The sequence below is a fragment of the Nostoc sp. FACHB-888 genome (assembly GCF_014696655.1).
In the GTDB taxonomy this organism is placed as follows: Bacteria; Cyanobacteriota; Cyanobacteriia; order Cyanobacteriales; family Nostocaceae; genus Nostoc.
Genome location: NZ_JACJQM010000039.1, coordinates 14,416 through 35,639 on the forward strand (window position 1 = coordinate 14,416; position 21,224 = coordinate 35,639).

14 protein-coding genes are annotated in these 21,224 nt (G+C 42.9%); 9 read left to right on the top strand and 5 right to left on the bottom strand.

Going from position 1 to position 21,224, the window contains the following annotated elements:
• Positions 1-389 precede the first annotated feature (389 nt).
• Positions 390-1,208, top strand: coding sequence for a hypothetical protein (locus tag H6G26_RS22160; protein ID WP_190731311.1), 819 nt, complete (start codon positions 390-392; stop codon positions 1,206-1,208).
• A 2-nt stretch (positions 1,209-1,210) separates the two neighbouring features.
• Here H6G26_RS22160 and H6G26_RS22165 read toward each other — a convergent pair whose 3' ends face one another.
• Positions 1,211-3,568, bottom strand: coding sequence for a putative PEP-binding protein (locus H6G26_RS22165; RefSeq protein ID WP_190731312.1), 2,358 nt, complete (start codon positions 3,566-3,568; stop codon positions 1,211-1,213).
• A 755-nt stretch (positions 3,569-4,323) separates the two neighbouring features.
• On the opposite strand from H6G26_RS22165, the gene H6G26_RS22170 reads away from it, so the two are divergent.
• Complete coding sequence (locus H6G26_RS22170) at positions 4,324-4,791, top strand: MgtC/SapB family protein (protein WP_190731313.1); 468 nt, start codon at positions 4,324-4,326, stop codon at positions 4,789-4,791.
• Here H6G26_RS22170 and recF read toward each other — a convergent pair whose 3' ends face one another.
• Entirely contained in the window at positions 4,792-5,913 is a 1,122-nt protein-coding gene (gene recF, locus H6G26_RS22175; protein WP_190731314.1) for a DNA replication/repair protein RecF, read from the bottom strand.
• Between the two features lie 199 nt (positions 5,914-6,112).
• A complete protein-coding gene (locus H6G26_RS22180; RefSeq protein WP_190731315.1) occupies positions 6,113-8,971 on the bottom strand; it encodes a cation-translocating P-type ATPase in 2,859 nt (952 codons plus the stop codon).
• Between the two features lie 670 nt (positions 8,972-9,641).
• Here H6G26_RS22180 and H6G26_RS22190 point away from each other — a divergent pair.
• Complete coding sequence (locus tag H6G26_RS22190) at positions 9,642-11,309, top strand: transglutaminase family protein (RefSeq protein ID WP_190731317.1); 1,668 nt, start codon at positions 9,642-9,644, stop codon at positions 11,307-11,309.
• A gap of 142 nt (positions 11,310-11,451) precedes the next feature.
• Here the strand turns inward: H6G26_RS22190 and H6G26_RS22195 are convergent, their stop codons facing one another.
• Positions 11,452-12,306 (bottom strand): PD-(D/E)XK nuclease family protein, encoded by an 855-nt coding sequence (locus tag H6G26_RS22195; protein WP_190731318.1) that lies wholly within the window; start codon positions 12,304-12,306, stop codon positions 11,452-11,454.
• Positions 12,307-12,451: 145 nt separating this feature from the next.
• On the opposite strand from H6G26_RS22195, the gene H6G26_RS22200 reads away from it, so the two are divergent.
• From H6G26_RS22200 to H6G26_RS22215, 4 genes are all read left to right on the top strand, one after another.
• The gene (locus tag H6G26_RS22200; protein WP_190731319.1) at positions 12,452-13,867 is read left to right on the top strand and encodes a phosphoglucomutase/phosphomannomutase family protein; all 1,416 of its coding nucleotides are present in this window, start codon (positions 12,452-12,454) and stop codon (positions 13,865-13,867) included.
• Between the two features lie 264 nt (positions 13,868-14,131).
• Positions 14,132-14,410 carry a LapA family protein gene (locus tag H6G26_RS22205; RefSeq protein ID WP_190731320.1) on the top strand — a complete coding sequence of 93 codons (279 nt, stop codon included), beginning with the start codon at positions 14,132-14,134 and terminating at the stop codon, positions 14,408-14,410.
• A gap of 162 nt (positions 14,411-14,572) precedes the next feature.
• On the top strand, positions 14,573-16,666 hold the full coding sequence (locus H6G26_RS22210) for a TonB-dependent receptor (protein WP_190731321.1): 2,094 nt from the start codon (positions 14,573-14,575) through the stop codon (positions 16,664-16,666).
• A gap of 385 nt (positions 16,667-17,051) precedes the next feature.
• Positions 17,052-17,396, top strand: a complete 345-nt coding sequence (locus H6G26_RS22215; RefSeq protein ID WP_190731322.1) for an inorganic diphosphatase — start codon at positions 17,052-17,054, stop codon at positions 17,394-17,396.
• 86 nt (positions 17,397-17,482) lie between these two features.
• Here the strand turns inward: H6G26_RS22215 and larC are convergent, their stop codons facing one another.
• The gene (larC, locus tag H6G26_RS22220) at positions 17,483-18,763 is read right to left on the bottom strand and encodes a nickel pincer cofactor biosynthesis protein LarC (protein WP_190731323.1); all 1,281 of its coding nucleotides are present in this window, start codon (positions 18,761-18,763) and stop codon (positions 17,483-17,485) included.
• Between the two features lie 65 nt (positions 18,764-18,828).
• Here larC and H6G26_RS22225 point away from each other — a divergent pair, with 65 nt between their 5' ends.
• Positions 18,829-19,488 (top strand): L-threonylcarbamoyladenylate synthase, encoded by a 660-nt coding sequence (locus tag H6G26_RS22225; protein ID WP_190731324.1) that lies wholly within the window; start codon positions 18,829-18,831, stop codon positions 19,486-19,488.
• Positions 19,489-19,898: 410 nt separating this feature from the next.
• The gene (locus H6G26_RS22230; RefSeq protein ID WP_190731325.1) at positions 19,899-21,119 is read left to right on the top strand and encodes a HetZ-related protein; all 1,221 of its coding nucleotides are present in this window, start codon (positions 19,899-19,901) and stop codon (positions 21,117-21,119) included.
• Positions 21,120-21,224: the final 105 nt, after the last annotated feature.

A 21,224-nucleotide genomic window follows, 5' to 3' on the forward strand; every position in this document is an offset into this window, starting at 1 on the left:
TCTCAGCCGCTTATTACCAACGAGTCGATTCATTACTAGTTGCAGTTGGTCAGCAACAGTGGGGTTTATTCGATCCAACCTCAGAAACGGTTTATTTGCATCCAGAAAAAAAAGCTGGTGATGAGGATTTGTTGGATTTTGTTGCTGCTCATACTTTATCAACGAAGGCAGGAGTTAGGGGGCAGTTCAAGAGTAGAGGAAAACTGACCCCTAACTCCTGCCCGTGACCGGAGGGAACTTGGGTTTAAGACCCCCACCAAATTAAAAATTTGGTGGCTTTTATTCAGGTTTGAAGAGATTCCATATAGCACAGCCGTTGCGGCGATTTACCGATATTGACATTTTGATGGTGTTGTATAAAGTTGAATGTGCTATATACAACACCAACTATGATTACTATTCGCTCCTTTATCAGTCAATCTCTAATCGGTTTAGCTCTTTTGAGTGCAACGGCTGTGTTTACCCAGACTGCAACAGCAGAAACAATAACTGGACAATCGGGGAATGTGCGAGCAGAAATATCTTACGAGAAGCCAGAGGAATATAAGTATAAAAATGTGCGGTTGAAAATTATCCGAGCAGGTAAAACTGTTTTGGATCAAAAACAGCTGCAAGAAAATGAATATGACAGACCTTTAGGAAATATATCTGGACAAGAAAATAACTTACCAGTGCGAGACTTAGACGGTAACAAAGAACCAGAAATAATTGCCGATTTCTATACAGGTGGAGCGCACTGTTGTACTTATTCATTGATTTATCGCTATGACAAGAAATCCCAAAAGTATATTAAGATTCGCCATGAATGGGGCAATGGTGGCTATCGGCTCAGAGATTTAGACAAAGATGGACTGCCAGAGTTTGATAGCCAAGACGATCGCTTTGCCTATGCTTTTACAGCTTATGCTGGTTCTGGCTACCCCCTGCAAATTTGGCATTATCGCCAAGGTAAAATGGTTAATGTAACTCGCCGCTATCCCAAATTAATCTCCAATCATGCCTCAGAGCTATGGCAAACTTATATCCAGGCACGACAACAAGGCGATGATGGCAAGGGCTTTTTAGCAGCTTATTTGGCAGATAAATATCTGCTGGATCAAGGACAGGATGGTTGGAAGCGAGTGCAGCAAGCTTACAAAAACAGCGACCGCAGCAAATTTTTCGCCGATTTACGTAAGTTTTTACGCGAAACTGGCTATATTAGATAAAATTACTTTTTTCCGTCTTTTAATTCACGTCGTGCAGCTGCTAAAATTAAGCGCTGTTCAGCACGAGCGATCGCCTGATAGGTTCGCTCCACTGCTTCCGGTTCCACAGAAATAGAAGTTATCCCCCATTCCACTAACTGATCGATGATTTCTGGATAGAGGGCTGGTGCTTGACCGCAGATTGAACAAGGTATACCGGCACTTTTAGCCATTTGGATCAGTTGAGCGATCGCACCCATAACTGCCGGATGACGTTCATTAAATACTTTTCCTAGTTGTCCTTGCTCTCGATCCACTCCGAGCAATAATTGGGTCAAATCATTTGTACCAATAGAAATTCCGCCTGCACCTGCTTTGACATATTCTGGCAGTAAAAATAGGACGCTTGGCACTTCTGCCATCATCCACAATTGAAACTGTGACACCTCAGTTAAAAGAGCTTGCTCAACTTTACGACGGCAAAAGACAAATTCTTCCACAGTCCGAACAAAAGGCAACAGTAAATTCACATTGCTGTAACCAGCTTGCTGTACACTCGCTAAAGCTTGCAGTTCCAACTCAAAAACTGCGGGATTTTGTAAATAGCTGAAAGTGCCGCGTTCACCCAACATCGACTGTGACGAAGATGGTAAATTATTACTCAATGATGTTAAATCTTGCGGCCAATCTAAAGAACGATAAAAAATTGGTCTTGGTGCAAAGGCATGGGCAAACTGCATAATCTGCTTAGACCATCGCTCTAATAATTCTGCTTGTCGCCCGCCTAAAATCCAACCATTAGGATGTTGCCCGTCCAATATATTTAGTACCATCAATTCTGAGCGCAACAACCCCACTCCATCCACAGGGAAGTTTTGTACTTGTTCTATTAAACTGGACTGACTTAAATTAACCAGCAATTGAGTAGCAATCATAGGTGAATGAGAAGTAAAGGGAGGACAGGATGGAGAGGTAGGGAGATGGAGAGGATTTTCTACGACTTTCCTCCTCTCCATCTCTCCCCTTTTCCCACTTTCCCCTTCTCCTCTAAGCCGATAAACTTCTCCTCTATCGCCATCGAGCAGGAGTCGTTCGCCAGTTTTGATTAAGGTTGTAGCAGATGTTGCGTTGACTACTGCTGCGATACCTAATTCTCTAGCAAGAATTGCAGCGTGGCTGGTTAATCCGCCTTGTTCGGTAATAATACCACCAACTTGTTGCAGTAATGGTAACCAATCAGGTGCAATCGCTGGTATAACTAAAATCACTCCCTTGGGCAATTCTTCGGGTTTCTGTAGCGGATTAATAATTACTAAGGCAGTCGCCACAACACGTCCTCCTGCCGCCCCTAGCCCCCTAATGAAGTGTGCGTGGGTGATTACATGGGGAGAACTAACTTGTGTAATGTAGAGCTTGCTAGATGCAGTTTGCTCCGTGATAGTCCATTTAATGGTGAAGGTTTTACCTAGTTCACTTACCAGTTGAGTTCCCAGAGTAATTATTTGTTGTAAGTATTCTTCTTGTAAAGCGTACTGTTTTTGTTGGGCTTCGGGAAGTAGATAGGTACTTAGGCAAGTGTAATCTGGTGTTAGCGCTGACTTGGACACGGGTTCGGAAAAAGCTCCAACTGCTGCATCACCCACACCATAAGCCAGCATTTTATTGCCCAACTGTTGCTCCACAACACCGACTGCCTGTTGAATATAGTAAACATCTGGCTGGACTTCGCCAAGAGCGATCGCAATTCCTAATCCCCAAGTAGCTTCAATTTCCCACCCAGAGGAGTTGGCTCTGAGCAAACCACTAGCGATCGCATTCTCAACAGGTTGAACCAAAACCGCTAAACTGATTTGTTGCAGGTTAATTCCTGCCCGTTGCCAATATAGTAGACTTCTGGCACGAAATATCTGGCTCCAGGTACGCTTTAGGGCAGAAGCGATCGCTTCGGGTTCGCACTGGCAAAATACCGACTCCAGCAAACCAGATATATTCTTCATCCCTGAAGTGGCATTTGCTACTGCTAAGGTAGGTCGAAGAATCAAACAGCCAGTTGGCCATTCTCTAGCTGCTTGGAAAATTGTACTCACCCAATCCTGTGGCACAGTTGCAGTGAGAATTTCTTGGCGCAGGCGACTAGCCACCTGCTGAAGTTGACGCCAATTAGTGACATCCAAGTGTAATGAAGAATGGGGTAAGTCAGCCACTAATGATTCTGAACTGTTGAGATTTTCGAGAAATTGCCGTAAAATTTCCGCCGGAACGACAAAACCAGGCACCACCGGATAGCCACGCTGGATAATTTTGCTCAAGTAAAACGCTTTGTCACCTACTTTGGCGCGGTCTTGTAGTTTAATTTGGTCTAGCCAGTAGAGTTTATCCACTCAATTTGTTAGTTGTCAGTTGTCTATTTGTAGCCACAGCCATTTCCTCTTGGTACGTTATCAACCGTAAATTCACTAGCTGCTCGCTACTAGGAGAGGAGGTTCTAGCATTTACGTTTAATTTCCGACCTTATTAGGCTTAATTACTAGTTACATGATAAATTGCTGTAATTTGACTCCTTTATAAATCAGATATTTTCCTTCATTTAGCCTCTCTTCCCTGAAATCGGGGGTTTAGAGACTTGCGCGAGTTGTAGATGGCGGTATTATATTTAATTATTGAGTGTATGGGTTAAATCTAGCAATTTGAGGTAAAATTTTATAGTTCAATAATTTTAAATAGTTAAAACCCATTTAATAAACTTAAAATTTATGTAGTTTGCCGAGATTACGATAATTGTGATCATTTAACGATGTAAATATACATTATATTTTTTTCAAAAATAAAATCTTATTGATAAATAATTCTAACAAGTAAGATATTAATTTTTTTATTTAAAAAAGCATTATCGAATTGATAGAATTTAAATATCATATAGGCTCTTAGATAGTACTTGTTGAATTAGACTCCATCAATAAAAGATTAAAATATTTTTGCGCTATTTTTGTAAAAATATTAATTAATCTAATAGCTATAGCGAAAGTTTGCCTACCTTTAACAATGGGATTTTGTCTCAATTCTTGTTAATTTATATGGTAACTGGATTTCTACTGTGCTGTACTAGTATATAAAATTCTCTACCCCAGACTAAGCATTGTTAAACACTTACTACCTTGCAACTAATGATTGGCTAAATATCAGCTTCAGGCTGTGCCTTGCATTGGTTATTGGAGCAATTATCGGCTTAGAACGCCAAATTAGGCATAAACCAGCCGGTTTAAGAACTCATATGCTGGTGAGTTTCGGTTCAGCCATGTTTACTCTCATAATTATGCAAGCAGATGGGTCACAGCCCAGTGATGATGCACTTAGCCGCGTGATCCAGGGGATTGCAGCCGGTGTAGGATTTCTCGGTGCTGGAGAAATTGTGCGCCAATCTTCTCAAGAATCACAGCAACTTGAAATTCACGGACTTACATCAGCAGCAGCTATTTGGGTTTCGGCTGCTTTGGGAATTGCTGCTGGCTGTGGTTTATGGCAGTTAGCATTAATCGCTGCTTTGTTGACTTTTTTGGTTCTTACCGTTTTTAAAAGGCTAGAAAAACATCAGCGTAATTCATAATTACTGTTGGATTATCTCTCCTGCTTTTACAAAAACAATTTGAGAGGATTTCAACCATTGGGAATCAAAAGAACCCAAATGAGTAGTAGTAATTAGGGTCTGAAAGCGGTCTTGAATGGCATCGAGCAATTGATTTTGGCGCGATAAATCGAGTTCGGCAAGAACATCATCAAGTAATAGCAATGGTGGCTCTTTGACGACTTCTTCAATTAATTGTAATTCGGCTAATTTTAAGGCTAGAACCAGCGTTCGTTGTTGACCTTGAGAACCGTATTGACGAGCGGGTGTCTGGTTAATAGTTAATTCTATTTCGTCACGATGGGGGCCGACAAGAGTAGTGCCTTGGTGCATTTCAGCAACGGCTCGCTGCTGAATTTTTGCTAAAAAAGCTTGCTGCACTTCTTCTGGATGGTTATCCTCTGAAATAATATTAGGCAGGTAATTGATATGCAGAACTTCTGTACTGCCGCTAATACTGGCGTGCCAAGCACTAGCAATGGGAGCTAATCTTTGGATGGCGCGATCGCGTCGTCTAATTACTCTGGTTCCTGTAGTAGCTAACTGTGCATCCCACACAGCCAATTCTGAGTGTAGAGACGTTGCATCCAATGTTTCTATATGGCGTTTTAAAAAAGCATTGCGCTGGCGTAACACATGGTTATACTGCTGCAAAATGTGAGCATAAACTGGTTCAAGTTGAATTAAGAGTGTATCTAACCAGTTGCGGCGACCTTCCGGGCCGCCGCGTACTAGGTCTAAATCCAGGCTGGAAAATTGGACTGCATTGAGAACGCCGAGAAAATCCATTTGACGGCGGATAAATTCACCATTGAGAGCAACGGTACGTCGACCATTGCGGCGCAGCGTTAACCTAAGGTCACTAATGCCTGTTTGCCGCTCAAGGGTGGCATTAATTTGGGCTACGGCTTCCCCTTCTTGAACTAAATCGCGATCGCGGGTCATACGGTGCGATCGCAATGTCGCCAGTAACTCCACCGCCTCCAACAAATTCGACTTTCCCTGAGCGTTATTACCTACCAAAATTGTTTTGGCAGCATTAAACTCAACCTGTTGGTCTTGGTAATTGCGAAATTGTCGGAGGTTTAGAGTTTTCAGGTACATAGTGAGGATTGGGCATGGGGCATTGGGGATTGGGCATTGGAGAAGGTGAGACAAAGAAGAAACAGGGGAGCAGAGGGGTAGAGGAAAATTATTAATCACCAATACTTCTCTTCTTAGGCTGCGCCCGAAGCGTAGCTATGCCGCAGGCTTTACGGCTTCTCCATAGGAGTACGCTCAGTACAAGTGCCCCATGCCCAATTTACACAGCCTTCTTGCCCATAATCCGCAGAAATATCTTCTCCGCTTCAATCCACACAAACATTAAGGCACTGAAGCCAATACAAATCCCCAACTCTTGCAGATTCAGATAGTGAGTACCAAAGAAATCTCGCAGGGGTGGGACGTAAACTAGCATCAACTGCAAAATTGTAGTCACGACAACAGCCGCTAGTACAAATATATTGGAGAAGGGATTCATCTCGATGGCCAGTCGGTTGTTAGAGCGAATGGCGATCGCATGACCCATTTGGGCGAGACATAAGGTAGTGAATACCATTGTCTTCCAAGTATCCCGATTGCCCTGATACTCAGGGGCATGGGTATGTTGATAAGCCCACCACATTAAGGCAATGCTGATAATGGCAAAAATTATCCCAATGCGAATCATGTAAGAACCCAATCCCCTAGCGAAAATACTTTCGCGGGGGCTAAAAGGCGGACGCTGCATCACATCCGGTTCTGGAGGTTCCACAGCTAATGCTAAGGCTGGTAAACCGTCTGTTACCAAGTTCATCCAGAGAATTTGCAAGGGGGTAAGGGGAACCCCTCCTAAACCAATTAGGGGTGCAGCTGCAATGGTGATAACTTCGCCAATGTTACTGCCCAGAATGTATTTAATAAAGCGGCGAATATTGGTGTAGACAACTCTACCTTCCTTGGTGGCACTGACAATGGTGGCGAAGTTGTCATCAAGTAATACCATGTCACTGGCTTCTTTACTGACATCAGTGCCAGTAATGCCCATCGCAATACCGATGTCGGCTTGTTTGAGGGCTGGGGCATCGTTAACGCCATCACCTGTCATCGCCACGAATCTGCCCCGGCGTTGCAGTGCTTGGACAATTCGCAGTTTGTGTTCTGGGGAAACCCTAGCATAGATGCTCACTAGGTCAACGTTTTGCTCTAGTTCCTGGTCACTCATTCGTTGCAATTCTTGACCTGTGAGGACGCGATCGCCTTCTTGAGCAATTCCCAAATCGGTAGCGATCGCTCGTGCTGTTAACTGGTGATCGCCAGTAATCATTACTGGGCGAATGCCTGCATCCCGACACTCTTGGACTGCTGCCCTCACCTCTGGGCGTGGTGCATCCAGCATTCCCACCAACCCCAGCCACACTAACTTTTGTTCGGATGTTTCATCTGAACCTTCCGGTGGAATCTGTGCCAGGGGTTTGTAGGCAAAACCTAGTACCCGCAAACCTTTACTCGCCATTTGGTCATTTTCTGCCAAAATTTTCTGGCGTTGTGCTTCGGTTAAGGGGGCTGAGTGATTGGCCAAATGAATTTGAGTTGAACGCGCCAAAATTAACTCTGGAGAACCTTTAGTAAACATTAAGTAAGGTTCAGATTGGAGAAAATTAGCGATCGCAGGGTCAACGCCTCTCGAAGATGCATCACCTGTAGCGACTCCCTCCACCTGGGAAATCACGCTCATCCGCTTACGTTCCGAGGAAAAGGGAAACTCGGCAACGCGAGGTAATTTACTGTTCCACTGGTCTTTTTCAATTCCAGCTTTTCCCGCCAAGGTGACTAATGCTCCCTCTGTAGGATCGCCCAAGATTGCCCATTCACCTTGTTCTTTTTGTAAGACTGAATCATTACAAACAGCACAGGCGACTGACAAAGCTGAGATTTCTGGAGACTCCTCTAAAGAAATTTTTTGACCATCTAACTGAAAGTCCCCCGTGGGAGCATAACCTGCGCCGGTGACGCGAAAACTTCTGTTATTGGTGAAAACCGATTGCACCACCATTTTGTTTTGAGTCAGCGTACCGGTTTTATCAGAACAAATGGTAGTTACAGAACCTAATGTTTCCACTGCTGGCAGTTTGCGAATTAAGGCATTCTGACGCACCATTCGCTGGGTTCCCAGTGCCAGGGTGACGGTAATTACAGCTGGTAAACCTTCTGGCACCACAGCAACCGCCATACTTAAAGAAACTTCCAAGAGTTCTTGGATGTTGCTAAAGCCTCTTGCCTGGATAACGCCACCGACGACAACAATGGCAACGAGAATTAAAGAACCCGTAACCAGAACGTTGCCTAATTGAGTCATCCGCTGCTGTAACGGCGTAGGTTCACTTTCCACCGACTGCAACATAGTGGCAATTTTGCCTAGTTCTGTTGTCATGCCAGTGTTAGTTACCAGAACCTTCCCCCGTCCTTGGATTACTTCGGTTCCTTGAAATACTAAATTGATGCGATCGCCTAGATCTGCTTCTTCTGGCAATTTTAACGTTGCCTGTTTATTCACAGATTGGGCTTCACCTGTCAGTGCCGACTCACGCACTTGTAAATTCGACTGTTCAATCAAGCGTCCATCTGCCGCTATCTGCATCCCGGCTTCCAGCAGCATTATATCCCCTGGAACTAGTTCCTTGGCTGCTATCTCTACCAATCTGGTGTTGCGGATGACTCGCACTAAGGGAGAGGTGAGTTTTTTCAAGGCTGCCAAGGCTTTTTCGGCGCGGCTTTCTTGGACGTAGCCAAGTATGCCATTAAGGATGACAATTGCTAAGATAGCGATCGTATCTTTAAATGGCACTTCACCAGGCTTCAAATCGCCCGCCCGCAAAGCCACCAGGTCTAAAATCCCAGAAATCAGAGCTACGCCAATCAGCATCAACAACATAATGTTCTTGAACTGATCCAGCAGAATTTCCCAAGTACTACGGCCAGCAGTTTCTTGAAGTTCGTTGGGGCCGTATTTTTGCAACCTCTGTTGAATTTCTTGGGGTGTTAAACCACTGTCTGCGTTACTATCGAGCAGGTCTAACGCTTTATCAATTTCTAAACTATGCCAAACGGCGGCACCTTCAGGCAGAGAATTAGCAGACATCGTGTAGGTCACAGGAATGGTTATAGAATTCGATCATAATTTAGTGATGGCAGGAATTCCATCTTCTAAAGTTACATTAAGGCGATCGCTCAGTTGTATGAAGAAGGCAGGAGGCAGAAGGAGCTTTTCAGTTGGGGATTCAACACCGCATAAATTGAAGTTAATTGAAGTCACTGAACTATCGTTTAAGTGGGGGTCTTAAACCCAAGCTCGCTCTAGTCGCAGCAGTTCAAGAGTGAGGGCATTTTTCCTCCTACCTTTCTTAATGAATATATATGTAATTCTTAACATTTGTGAATTCCTCCTATTTTGACATAGTATTATTTCTCACGAAAGATTTTATCGGAACACATTTTACTGATAATTATAAGTAATAGAGCTTTGAAGCTTTGTTACAGAGGATATGCCAAAATTAATTTTAGGCTGCCATTGCTTTCATTTATATTCCGTAATCAACAGCTAGGATGCATGTCCCGATTGCATTCCTTATCTTTGAGACGCTACGCGAAAATTTTTAATTTTGCGGAAAGTTGACCCAGTCGCTTATGTATTTCCTCGCTCAAGCGAACTGGCGTGTCAGGAAGGTTTCCCGATTTAGCAAACTTTTCAAGAAGAATTTTAAATTTTGAATTGCCCAGGTGCGCTAAACCATTCAATAAATATGCTTAATATGAGTTTTGCACTCCCCACGACCGTTAGCCAGATGTTTGGGCAAAAAACAATTCGACCGCTTACTGCTGCTACCCTGTGTGGCATTACTTTCATTAAAGACAGACTGATTGGCATTGATAGTATTAAAGGGCATCTACTAGAAATTGATCCGACCTCTGACAACAGCAAAATTCTCAATCCTCATCAAGTTAAAGAATTTACTGATGTCACTGGTCTAGCTGCGTGGGAAGATACCCTGTGGGTGAGCCGAGAAAATAGTGTTTACTTGTGCAATCTCAATGTTTTGGGTCTAGAACATTTTGTGACATTGCCTTATCCTGCTGACGGCGTTGCTGTTTGGGAAACAACAGTTTATATCACCTGCCAACGGCTGGGCTACATTCTGGTTTATGACCGCGAAACGCGAAAAGAGATTACCAAATTTTATGCCCCTGGAGTTGGGATAGAGAATTTAGCAGTCACTCAGGAAATGCTGTGGATTTGCGATCGCACCGAACAATCAGTTTACGCGATGGACAGGGCCACAGGAGAACTTCAATTCAGTGTCTTGACCCCCTTTGAATGTCCCACAGGCATAGCAATCCATAAAAATGCCGAAACAGGCAAAGAAAGTATTTACGTCGCTTATGCCTCAGAGGAGGCTTATATTCGGGACAACCCCAATGCTGATCCGAGTCATGAGCTAACATTCCGCGATCGCACTTTTATTCACCCTCTGTACTATCATTACGATCCAGATAAGCGCTACGCCCTCTCTAATGGCTATCTGATTGAAATGTCTTATGCTGAGGAAATTGCACCCTTAGACGAGGTTTATTTACCTGATGTCGAATGGCGCATCGCCTTACCATCCGAAACTGAACGTCAAAAGGTGAAACACGTTGAACCCATTGGTATACCTTTTACTGAAGAAGTGATACAAGGGCAACGTGTAGCAGTCTTCAAATTTGATTCTCTTGCTCCAGGAGAACGGCATATATTTGGCTGGAAAGCACTTTTGGAAGTTCGAGGCATTAAGTATCGCATCACACCCAGAGATATGGAAAACGTTCCTGATCTTTCCCCAGAATTACAAACGCGCTACCTAGTAGATGACGACGATTTAGCAATGGATACTACCATTGTTCGCCGTGCCGCCAGAGAAGCGATCGGTTCTGAAACCAATGTCCTGCGGAAAATGCACAGCATCCGCAACTACGTCTATGATGAGTTGTCTTATGGTATTAAACCTTACATTGACACGCCAGATACAGTTTTAGAACGGGGTGTTGGTTCCTGTGGCGAATATGTCGGGGTTTTACTTGCCCTATCCCGTTTAAATGGCATCCCCTGCCGTACTGTAGGTAGATACAAATGTCCTCCCCATAGTGACTTCGTAGGAGTACCGCTACAACCCGACTTTAATCATGTTTGGCTGGAGTTCTACGTCCCGAATTTTGGCTGGTTGCCAATGGAATCAAATCCTGATGATATAGGTGAAGGTGGCCCTTATCCGACGCGCTTTTTTATGGGCTTATGCTGGTATCACATTGAAATTGGTAAAGGTATCACCTTTGAAACCGTCACAAGTCAAGGTGAACGGCTAACCAAAGAAGATATCCCCATTGGCGATTTGGCGATAAATCATATTCGGTTCACAATTCTTAAAGAATTACCGCCTTTTTAAATTAGGGAATTGGGCGTTGGGGATTGGAAAGAGGCAGAGGGGCACAAAGCTTGGAGCAGAGGGGAAAGAGGTAATTTTTTATTCTGCCCCCTACTCCCTGCTCCCTACTCCCTACTCCCTGCTCCCTGCCTCCTGCCCCCCACTAGCTATTAACTCTTAAACTAGGCATTGGATACGATTGATGCTGCTTAAAATTAGCAAACTCACAGATTGAGTTAAATGGACAAAAGCGGCAGTGAGAGCCAGGATTGGGAGGGAAAATTTTACTGAAATTACTAGTTTCTTCCTGATATTTTTGCAAATCGTGCTGGTGCTTGTGGGCAATATTAGCTAACTCAAATTTTAAGTATTCTAATTCACTATTATTGATGCTAATTAACTCAGATTTTTTACATATTTCTAAATTATAAAATGATGCAACGGCTTCCCGTCCAGGGTAAAGATAACGAGCAGCTACCAAATAAACTAATGCCTGTCGTCGGTCAAAAGCCGACTTACCAGTTTTGAAATCTAAAATATGTAAAGTGTCATCAGACTCAATGAAAACGCAGTCCATAGCCGCATATAAGCGAAAGCAATAATCTTCTTGTTCAACTACTATCGGTTTAGGAAAGCCTTCATCACCCGGAGTTAATTGGATAATATCTTTATCCAAAAGCAACGGCGCATCATGATATTTTTTCAGGATTTGCAGCACGCGTTGCTGGACTTGATCGCTTGAGTTGCCTAATTTAAGTAGCTGTGCAACTCTTTCTACACCATCGGCTTGCTTCAACAGATACCTGTGATGATGAAACTCATAAATGCCTTTTTGGGCAAGTATGCCAATCCTCTGGGGCGCGGTGGCTTGGGTTAAAAGGGCTTTAACTTGTGGTTCGTGTTGCCGTGCTTTGATAAACCCCCGTCTCATCTGGCAATGCCAGCGTTCTTGCCCAGTCGCTGGGGCAACTAGAGACCAAAGGTGATAACTGGCAAAAGGTCGATCGGGGGTTGACATTGCTCAGAAACAGTGAGAGAAAATACGGGGGGAGAAGTTTAAGCTAAGGTTTGCTTAGAAAAGAACTTCGGAGGATACTTACTGCTACACACCCTTTGCGGGAAGCTTTGATAGTACTGATAATGTACGGGGGCAAGTGGCAAAAATGTCCAGCAAGATAAAGTTTGGTACTGATGGATGGCGAGGGATTATTGCCGATGACTTTACTTTCCCCAATGTGCGGAAAGTAACAAGGGCAATCGCCGCTTATTTGGAAACAGCCTACACAAAAGACAGACCAGTACTTATTGCCTACGATACTCGCTTTTTAGCTGACCAGTTTGCCCAAACAGCGGCCCAAGTTTTAGCAGATTTAGGTTGGACTGTAAAAATTACTAATCAGGATTGCCCTACACCAGTAATTGCCTACAACGCCCGTCATCTAAATTCTGCTGGGGCGTTAATGTTTACTGCTAGTCATAATCCAGCACCCTACTGTGGAATTAAATATATACCCGATTATGCCGGGCCTGCCACTCCAGAGATTACTGATACTATTGTGGCAAATATAGAAAGTGCATCGGATAAGTTGCCTGGAAGCAACCCATCAGGTTCAATTTCAATTTTCGATCCGAAACCAGATTATTTACAATTTATCTACACCCTACTTGATATAGAAAAGATCAAAAGCGCTAATTTAAGGGTAAAGTACGATGCTTTGTATTCTACCTCTCGCGGCTATTTAGATAAAGTTTTGCAACATTGTGGCGTTCAATTAGAGAGTTTCCACGATTGGAGGGATGTTTTATTTGGGGGTGGAATGCCAGAACCCAAAGGAGAACAATTAGTTGAATTAATGGAAGCAGTACTTCACGATCAAGCTGATTTGGGCTTGGCAACGGATGGAGATAGCGATCGCTTTGGTATCGTTGATGAACAAGGAACCGTTCTTACTCCTAATACTGTACTGTTAGTTCTAGCGCGTCATTTAATCAAAAATAGAGGTAAAACAGGGGCTATCGTTCGCACTGTAGCGACAACCCACCTGCTAGATAATTTCGCTGCTAAAAATGGACTGCAAATTTATGAGACAGCAGTTGGTTTTAAATACATCGGCGAAAAAATGCGAGAAACTGCCGTATTAATTGGTGGAGAAGAATCAGGCGGTTTGAGTATTATTGGGCATATTCCCGAAAAAGACGGGATTTTAGCCGATATGCTGGTGGCAGAAGCGATCGCTTATGAAGGCAAACCCCTGAGTCAACTTGTCAAAGAAGCGATCGTAGAAGCCGATGGCCCCCTTTACAACAACCGCCTTGACTTGCACCTCACAGAGGCTCACAAAACCGCCGTCATCGACTCCTTTACTAAAAATCCACCTACAGAGGTAGCAGGAATTAAAGTCAAGGAAGTGGGGCGTAAAGACGGTATTAAGCTGTATTTAGAAGAAGGGAGCTGGGTGCTGCTGCGTCCTTCTGGTACAGAACCACTGATGCGCGTCTACCTAGAAACCAACACTCCCGAAAAACTCACCAAAATCGCGCGAGAGTTAGAGAGTGCCATTGTTAAATTAGAGGCATAAGAAAGAGGAGTTAAGAGTTTTAAGGAGGCAGGAGGACGTTCGCGCAGCGTGTCGTAGACAAGGCAGTTCTTGCTGGAGGTAATCCCCATAAATAAATTTAGGGGCTTTAAACCCTTGATTGCTGAGGGCAAAAAAATATATTTTCTGCCTCCTGCCCTCTGCCTTTCTTCGGGAAATTAATAATTCTTAACTTATATTTATTAACATTTATTTATGGTTCTAAATTAATAGCTCCTAGCTTCTCGCTTCTCCTTAAATCAAAATATGAAAACTTTTGCTCCTTTTTTGACAACCCTAATAATAGCTATTTGGGTAATAGCGATCGCAATTATTTCAGTCCAAAACGCCACACCCGTATCTTTAAAATTCTTAACATTTCAATCGATTCAGATCCCAATGGGTTTACTGCTAGCTTTTAGTGCCTGTGTAGGGTTAATTGGCATGGCACTGCTGCAACCTCTGTGGGGACTTGCTAGTTTTGGGCAGCGTAATTCTCGATTGGAAGACGATGCCGAATTTTTTGTTGATGATGAAGATTTTTGAGGGCTGATATAGCATTATTTGTGAACAACAAGATACCCCGATTTCTGAGATAAATCGGAGTATTTGAGTTGTGGAAATATGACAGCGTGTCTTTTGACATGATTTTACTATTACAGCAACAATACTACGCGGTGACTGTTTTTAGTTGGTGTGAAAGAGAACGTGAAAAAGGATTTTTTGTTGCTAACAGTTGCTTTACCGAGTTTACTGCTAGCGTTTCCTGGTTTTGCTGCTGAGAATGAAATTAAGCAGAGAAATACTGATAAATCAACCGAAGTCATTTCAAATATTCGGAGTTTGAGTGAAATTGAGCTACCCGCTACTAATGCCGAATTATTAACTCAACAATCTGTACCGAGTGAAGTTAATCCAGAAACTCAGCCAGAAACAGAGCAAACTCCGAGTGATGATGCAGATATTTCTATAGAAGTAATTGCAGAACCAGACAACCTACCTCAATCTACTCCAACTTATGTAATTGATAAAGAAGAAATTCAAAAACAGGGCGCTACAAGTTTAGCCGATATTTTAAAAAGAATGCCTGGTTTTGCTATCAATGATGTAGGTCATGGTGCAGATATTCATACAGGTACATATTACCGGGGAGCCTCAATTAATCAGTCTGTATTTCTGATTAATGGCAGACCAATTAATAATAATGTTAACAATTATCATGGTGGAACTGACTTAAATAGCATCCCTGTAGAGGCTATTGAACGAGTAGAATTATATAGCGGCACAGCTTCTGCATTGTATGGTTCTTCAGCCTTTGGGGGAGTTGTGAATATCATTACCAAACAAGGTTATGGCAAACCGCAATTGAACGCTATTGTAGAATTTGGCTCATTAAATTTAAATAATCAACAAGTAACCTATGGTGGTTCATCTAATAATGTCAATTACAACTTTAGCTTTGAAAGATTCTTTATAGATAACCGTTACCGCGTCCCTGTAGGCGCAGCAAATCGTGATGAGCAGGGATTCTTATCAAATGCAGACACAGCTACAAGTACCTATTTTGGTAGCATTGGTCTAGATTTAGATCAGAAAAATTCATTGAATTTAGATGTTACTGCACTCAGCAGTCGTCGCGGCTTAATTTATTTCGGTTCCCCTCTTCAAAGAGATAGATTAGACCACGATGGTTTAAATGTTGGCTTATCCTGGAAAACTCGGCTAGGTAATGGGGAAAGCTCCAATCTTACAACCTCAATTGGTTATAACCAAAATTATTTCAGCACCTATGGCCCGACTGGAGAATTTTACCGTACAGCATCTTTAGATACACAACAACTTACAGCCAGGGTAGATCATGAATGGAAAATTACTTCTAATAATAAATTACGCTGGGGATTAGATTTGAAAAACACCGACTTAATCGGTGATGTTTTAAGTACAAATCCTGATAGAATTGCCAATAATGAAACTGAAGATAGGAGTTTGTTTAATACAGCTTTATTTGCTGTTAATACTTGGAATATCAGCGATAATTTTCTGATAGATTTAGGGCTAAGACAAAGCTTTGACAGCCAGTTTGGAAATTATCTCAACCCTAGTGTTGGGTTACGTTATGCGGTCACACCATTAGTAGCAGTGCGTGGAAGTTGGGCAGGGGCACAACGCAATCCTGGGTTAGATCAGTTGTATGTTTATGATACAGTTCATGGGTGGGAACCTAACCCTAATTTAAGACCGGAAACTGGCTCTACTTGGAGTGCCGGAGTAGATGTGAATTTTTCGGAAAATCTGATTGGACAGTTTACTTACTTTGGTAGTAGTATAGGCGATCGCTTGGGAGTCATCGCCGGAAGATGGGAAAACATTGGATTAGTAGATACCAATGGTTTAGAAGTTGCATTGCAATTAAGAATTGCGGCTGGCTGGTCAACTTTCCTCAACTATACTTATACAGATGCTCAAATAAAAACAGGCTCAGAGAGAGGTTTACAGTTAGGTTTAATTCCCTACTCTGTACTTCAAACTGGCGTGGGTTATCAAAATTTAGGTTGGCAGGCTAATTTGTATGTTACGTACAATAGTGGCACTCGTAGAGCCTTCTTTACTAACCCTGGTGACACTATTACAGATTTTGCACCATCTTTTGTGAACTTAGATTTGAGCGGCCGTGTACCTTTAACTAGGAATTTAGGATTGACAGTTTACTTAGAAAATTTACTCGGTGAGCAATATGAGCGAGTTAATCGCATCTATAGTCCTGGATTCACTTTTCGTGTGGGTTTAAACGCCAATTTTTAGAGCGTAGCGTCAGGACGTTGTATTCTGTCATGTCCGCTTGATTGCTTATTGTGATTTGAATCATAAAATGAGCGTTTGAATCATATTTTGGGATGAAAGTTTATAAAAATACTGGCTTATTTTGTACAAGTTTCGTCCGAACAGGTTTTTTAAACTCATATTTACGTTATGGTTCAAAAAACAAACTCTTGCTCATGTATAAATGCAAAGTTTGATTTTGCTTTTGGCTATAAAGCTTGAGTTGACGTTACCTTTTGCTCGATTTATGGTTCAAAGCATATCTGCTTCCGTTGGATGATAAAACCTGCTTATGGTTGCAGAACTGTGGCTCAAAATAGGTATGATCTGCGCGGACATAAATTATATTGTCTACAACTGAAACCAGATGCAAATAGACATTAAAGAGTTTCTTGCAACCCAGGTAACTGTCATTGTTGACCGTCCACTTGGTAGCAGGCATCCGCAGCACAAATATATCTACCCGATTAATTACGGTTACATTGCCGGCACACTTGCTCCAGATGGCGAGGAAGTGGATGCTTATATTTTGGGCGTATTCGAGCCTTTAAGCCAGTTTGAAGGTGAGTGTATTGCCATTATTAGGAGAATTGATGATGCAGATGACAAGTTGATTGTCGTACCGCAAGGCTTGAACTACGGTAACGAGCAAATCGAGGCTTTGACGGAGTTTCAAGAGCGGTTCTTTGTATCGGTTATTTTGCGAACATAAACTTATACTTTTTTTCAAATTGCCTAGCTGCCCATTAGTTAGCAGTACAAAGGTTTTATGCTTACCTTTGGTATAAAGAATTTGCATCAGTCATTGACTGAATACCAACGCTGTAGCGCCAGCCGTTGAATTTCGCGCCAAGGAATATTATGTTTTCGAGCTAACTCTGCACAATCTTCATATTCTGGCTGCACATTTGCAATAACTTTTTCTGGTGATTGTCCCTTCCATGCTACTTTGACACGCACTTTGCCATATTCAATTTCCACTTGTTGAATTTCCCGTTGTAAAATGGCACGTTGCTGAGTTGTTCGCCGAATACCCAAAGTTGTAGTTTCGCGGAATATAACCCCTTCACAACTGAGCAAATTTTCTGGATGACAAATCACAGTCAGCAAAATCCCTGGACGGGACTTTTTCATGGCGATCGCTTGGGTAAAAACATCCACTGCACCAGCAGCAAACAACGCCTCAAACACATAACCGATCGCTTGGGGATTTAAATCATCAATTTGGGTTTCTAGTACTGATATCGTTTCTAAATTTGAGCTAGTATCTTCCGAATCGCTGAAATTAGACTGTAAACTTGCGCTTTCGCCCAGCCAGAGGCGTAGAATATTGGGAATGGGTAAATTTATGGTTCCTGCTCCCAGTCCTATCTGCTTGATAGCGATCGCAGGTGGTGAACCAAAATCTCTTGCCAAAGTAGTAGCGATCGCAGCTCCTGTTGGTGTCACCAGTTCTCTGTCAATCCCATTGCTATAAACTGGACAACCCCGCATTTCCCACAGCTTTAATACGGCTGGTACTGGTACTGCCATTTGACCATGTGCAGCCCGAACAGTGCCGCCACCAGTCGGGAACGCCGAGCAGTAAAGTAGAGGCCATCCTTCGTCATTACTCTCAATCCCTAACCAATCTAACCCCAGGCAAGTACCCACAATATCTACGATCGCATCTATAGCACCTACTTCATGAAAATGAACTTTTTCAGGAGAAATGCCATGCACCGCTCCTTCTGCCACTGCTAGCTGTCGGAATACCGCTAAACTCCAAGCTTCTGCCCGTGATGGCAACCCCGCTTTGAGAATCATCTGCTCTATTTCTGGCAGGTGGCGTGTGTGATGGTGATTGTGTTCGTGGTCGTGGTGGTGATGATGATCGTGTACTAAATCCACATGAACTTTAGTCGCCTGCTGACCATTACGTTGGACAAACTCCGCCCTTAACTTATATTCCTGTTCAATACCCAACTCATTGAGTTTTTCAATTAAATACTCCACAGGAACACCCGAACTTACCAAAGCACCTAGGCACATATCACCAGAGATTCCTGTCGGGCATTGAAGATAAGCAATTTTATTCATAATAAATTAGTCATTAGTCATTAGTCATTAGTTATTCTCGCCTATCCCCAATCTCCAATCCTTCTATGGCAAAAATTTTCTCAGTTCATCCGGATAATCCTCAAATTCGCCGAATAGAGGAAATAAAGTCGGCGCTTTCTAGTGGCGCAGTCATGCTTTACCCTACTGATACAGTCTATGCGATCGGTTGTGATTTGAATGCCAAGTCGGCGGTAGAACGAGTGCGGCAAATTAAACAGCTAGCAAATGATAAACCACTGACATTTTTATGTCCCTCGCTTTCAAATGTGGCAACTTATGCCTTCGTAAGTGACACAGCTTATCGGATTATGAAACGCCTGATTCCAGGGCCATACACGTTTTTGCTCCCAGCAACTAAATTAGTACCGCGATTGGTGCAAAGCCCCAAGCGGAAAACTACTGGAATTAGAGTACCAAACCATACTGTGTGTTTGGAGTTGCTGGCAGCCTTGGGCAATCCGATTATTTCAACTTCAGCACATCTGCCACCAGATGAAGCAGATAATGGCATGATTCGGATAGATCCAGAAACTGTTCAGTCGCGGGTAGAGTTGTTTGACCTTTTAGACAAGTTGGTAGACATAATTGTAGACACTGGCCAAGAACCTACATACGAGGTATCTACCATCTTGGATATGACGGAAGACGAACCAGTAATTATACGGAGGGGTTTAGGTTGGGAAGCAGCAGCAGCATGGGTATAAGAATTAAACTTCACAGGCGCACCTCTCCGTTTCGGAAATTGTGATAAAAGCGACTCCAGTTTTGAAATTGTCATACTTAAAAGCGATGTCTACGATGGGCTGTTTGGTGACACAGTGGATATGACAGGATGGTGGCAACAGTTGGTACAACAAGAAATTTGACAACTTGGAGAAAATGGCCGGTACTTATGTCCCAGCGTCAATGTGGTGGCTTGTGAAAAAACCTACACATTGCCATAACTGTAACTCTCTCGTATTTCCTACAGTAGTTTTATATATGAGCTTTAGATGTGAGCATTATATGCGGCAAGTTTTGATGGATGAATGCCTAAAAATTCACAAGCCAAGGACTGTCTTGATTGCTGTGTCTGCGTTGTAATTACGGTGCAATACTACTCCCTGGAAAAGTCATGAAAGCTAACGTCGTTAATCTACCAAACTCTACACCCATTTTTGATAACCACCTTTCGACTGAAGAATTTTCAGACAACAGCAGCGAGACTTTGATTGAATTGCTGTGTCACGAAATGCAAGCGCAAGTGAAAGCAGCGCCCAGGTGTGTAGAAGCTTTAGCAAACCGAATAGCCATAGAAGTAGAACGTATTTGCGATAAAAGCTCCCGTATCCAAACATCTGGGGAAATCAAATCCTGGCAGATTACGTTGGGAAGGCATCGGATGCACAAGTGCTTACGTTACTACCAACTAGGTTCAAAACAAGGGCGTGTGGAACTACATAGCAATTTAGGTGCTATGGTTTACCGTCATGTAACTATATCCGGCTCTGAGTTGGGTTTTGAGGCTCGTTACAGCCTAATTGAAGATTTTCTACAAGCATTTTATATCGAAGCTATCAAAGCTTTCCGCAGAGAAAACGAACTACCTAATGATCACACACCGCGTACTCAGCTGCAACTAGCTGAATATATGGCATTTACAGAACAGTATGCCAAACGCCGGATCAATTTACCTGGTGGTGCAAATCAGCAATTAATTATCTTGCGGGCCCAAGGTTTTGCTCGTCGTCAGCCGCAAGAAACTACCGTGGATATCGAAATGGCGGTAGAGTCTGCTAAGGGTGAAGAAGCAGAATCTTACCAGCGTAACTCGGCGGTGCAACAGCTGCGATCGCAAATGGTTGCCCAAACTAATTTCGATCCATCCGAAGAGTCAGAACGCGATCGCGTCATCACTGAATTGATGAAATACCTGGATTCTCAAGGTCAATCTGACTGTATGAACTACCTCAGCTTGAAACTTCAAGACCTTTCAGCCCCAGAAATTGACCAAATTCTCGGTTTAACCAGTCGTCAGCGCGATTATCTCCAACAACGCTTTAAATACCACGTAGAAAAGTTTGCCAAACAACACCACTGGCAATTGGTACATCAATGGTTAGGTGCGGGTTTAGAGCAAAAATTGGGTTTATCTTCCCAGCAGTGGGAAATCTTTGTGAATCAACTAACAGAACAGCAACAGCAAATATTACAGTTAAAAACTGCACGGGAAAACGACCAAGCGATCGCCAAAACCATCAAATGCACCCCAAAACAGTTACAAAAGCGCTGGACTCAACTTTTAGAAATAGCATGGGCTATCCGCAACGGTCATATTGAAGCCCAGACGGGTTGAAGCTAAGGTGAAATAACTAAATTTCTCCAAGCTCAATTCTAGCTATTAGAGAGGTTAAGGGATACTTGTATGCTTAATCCACGAGGTTTTATTTTTGCACAAGTA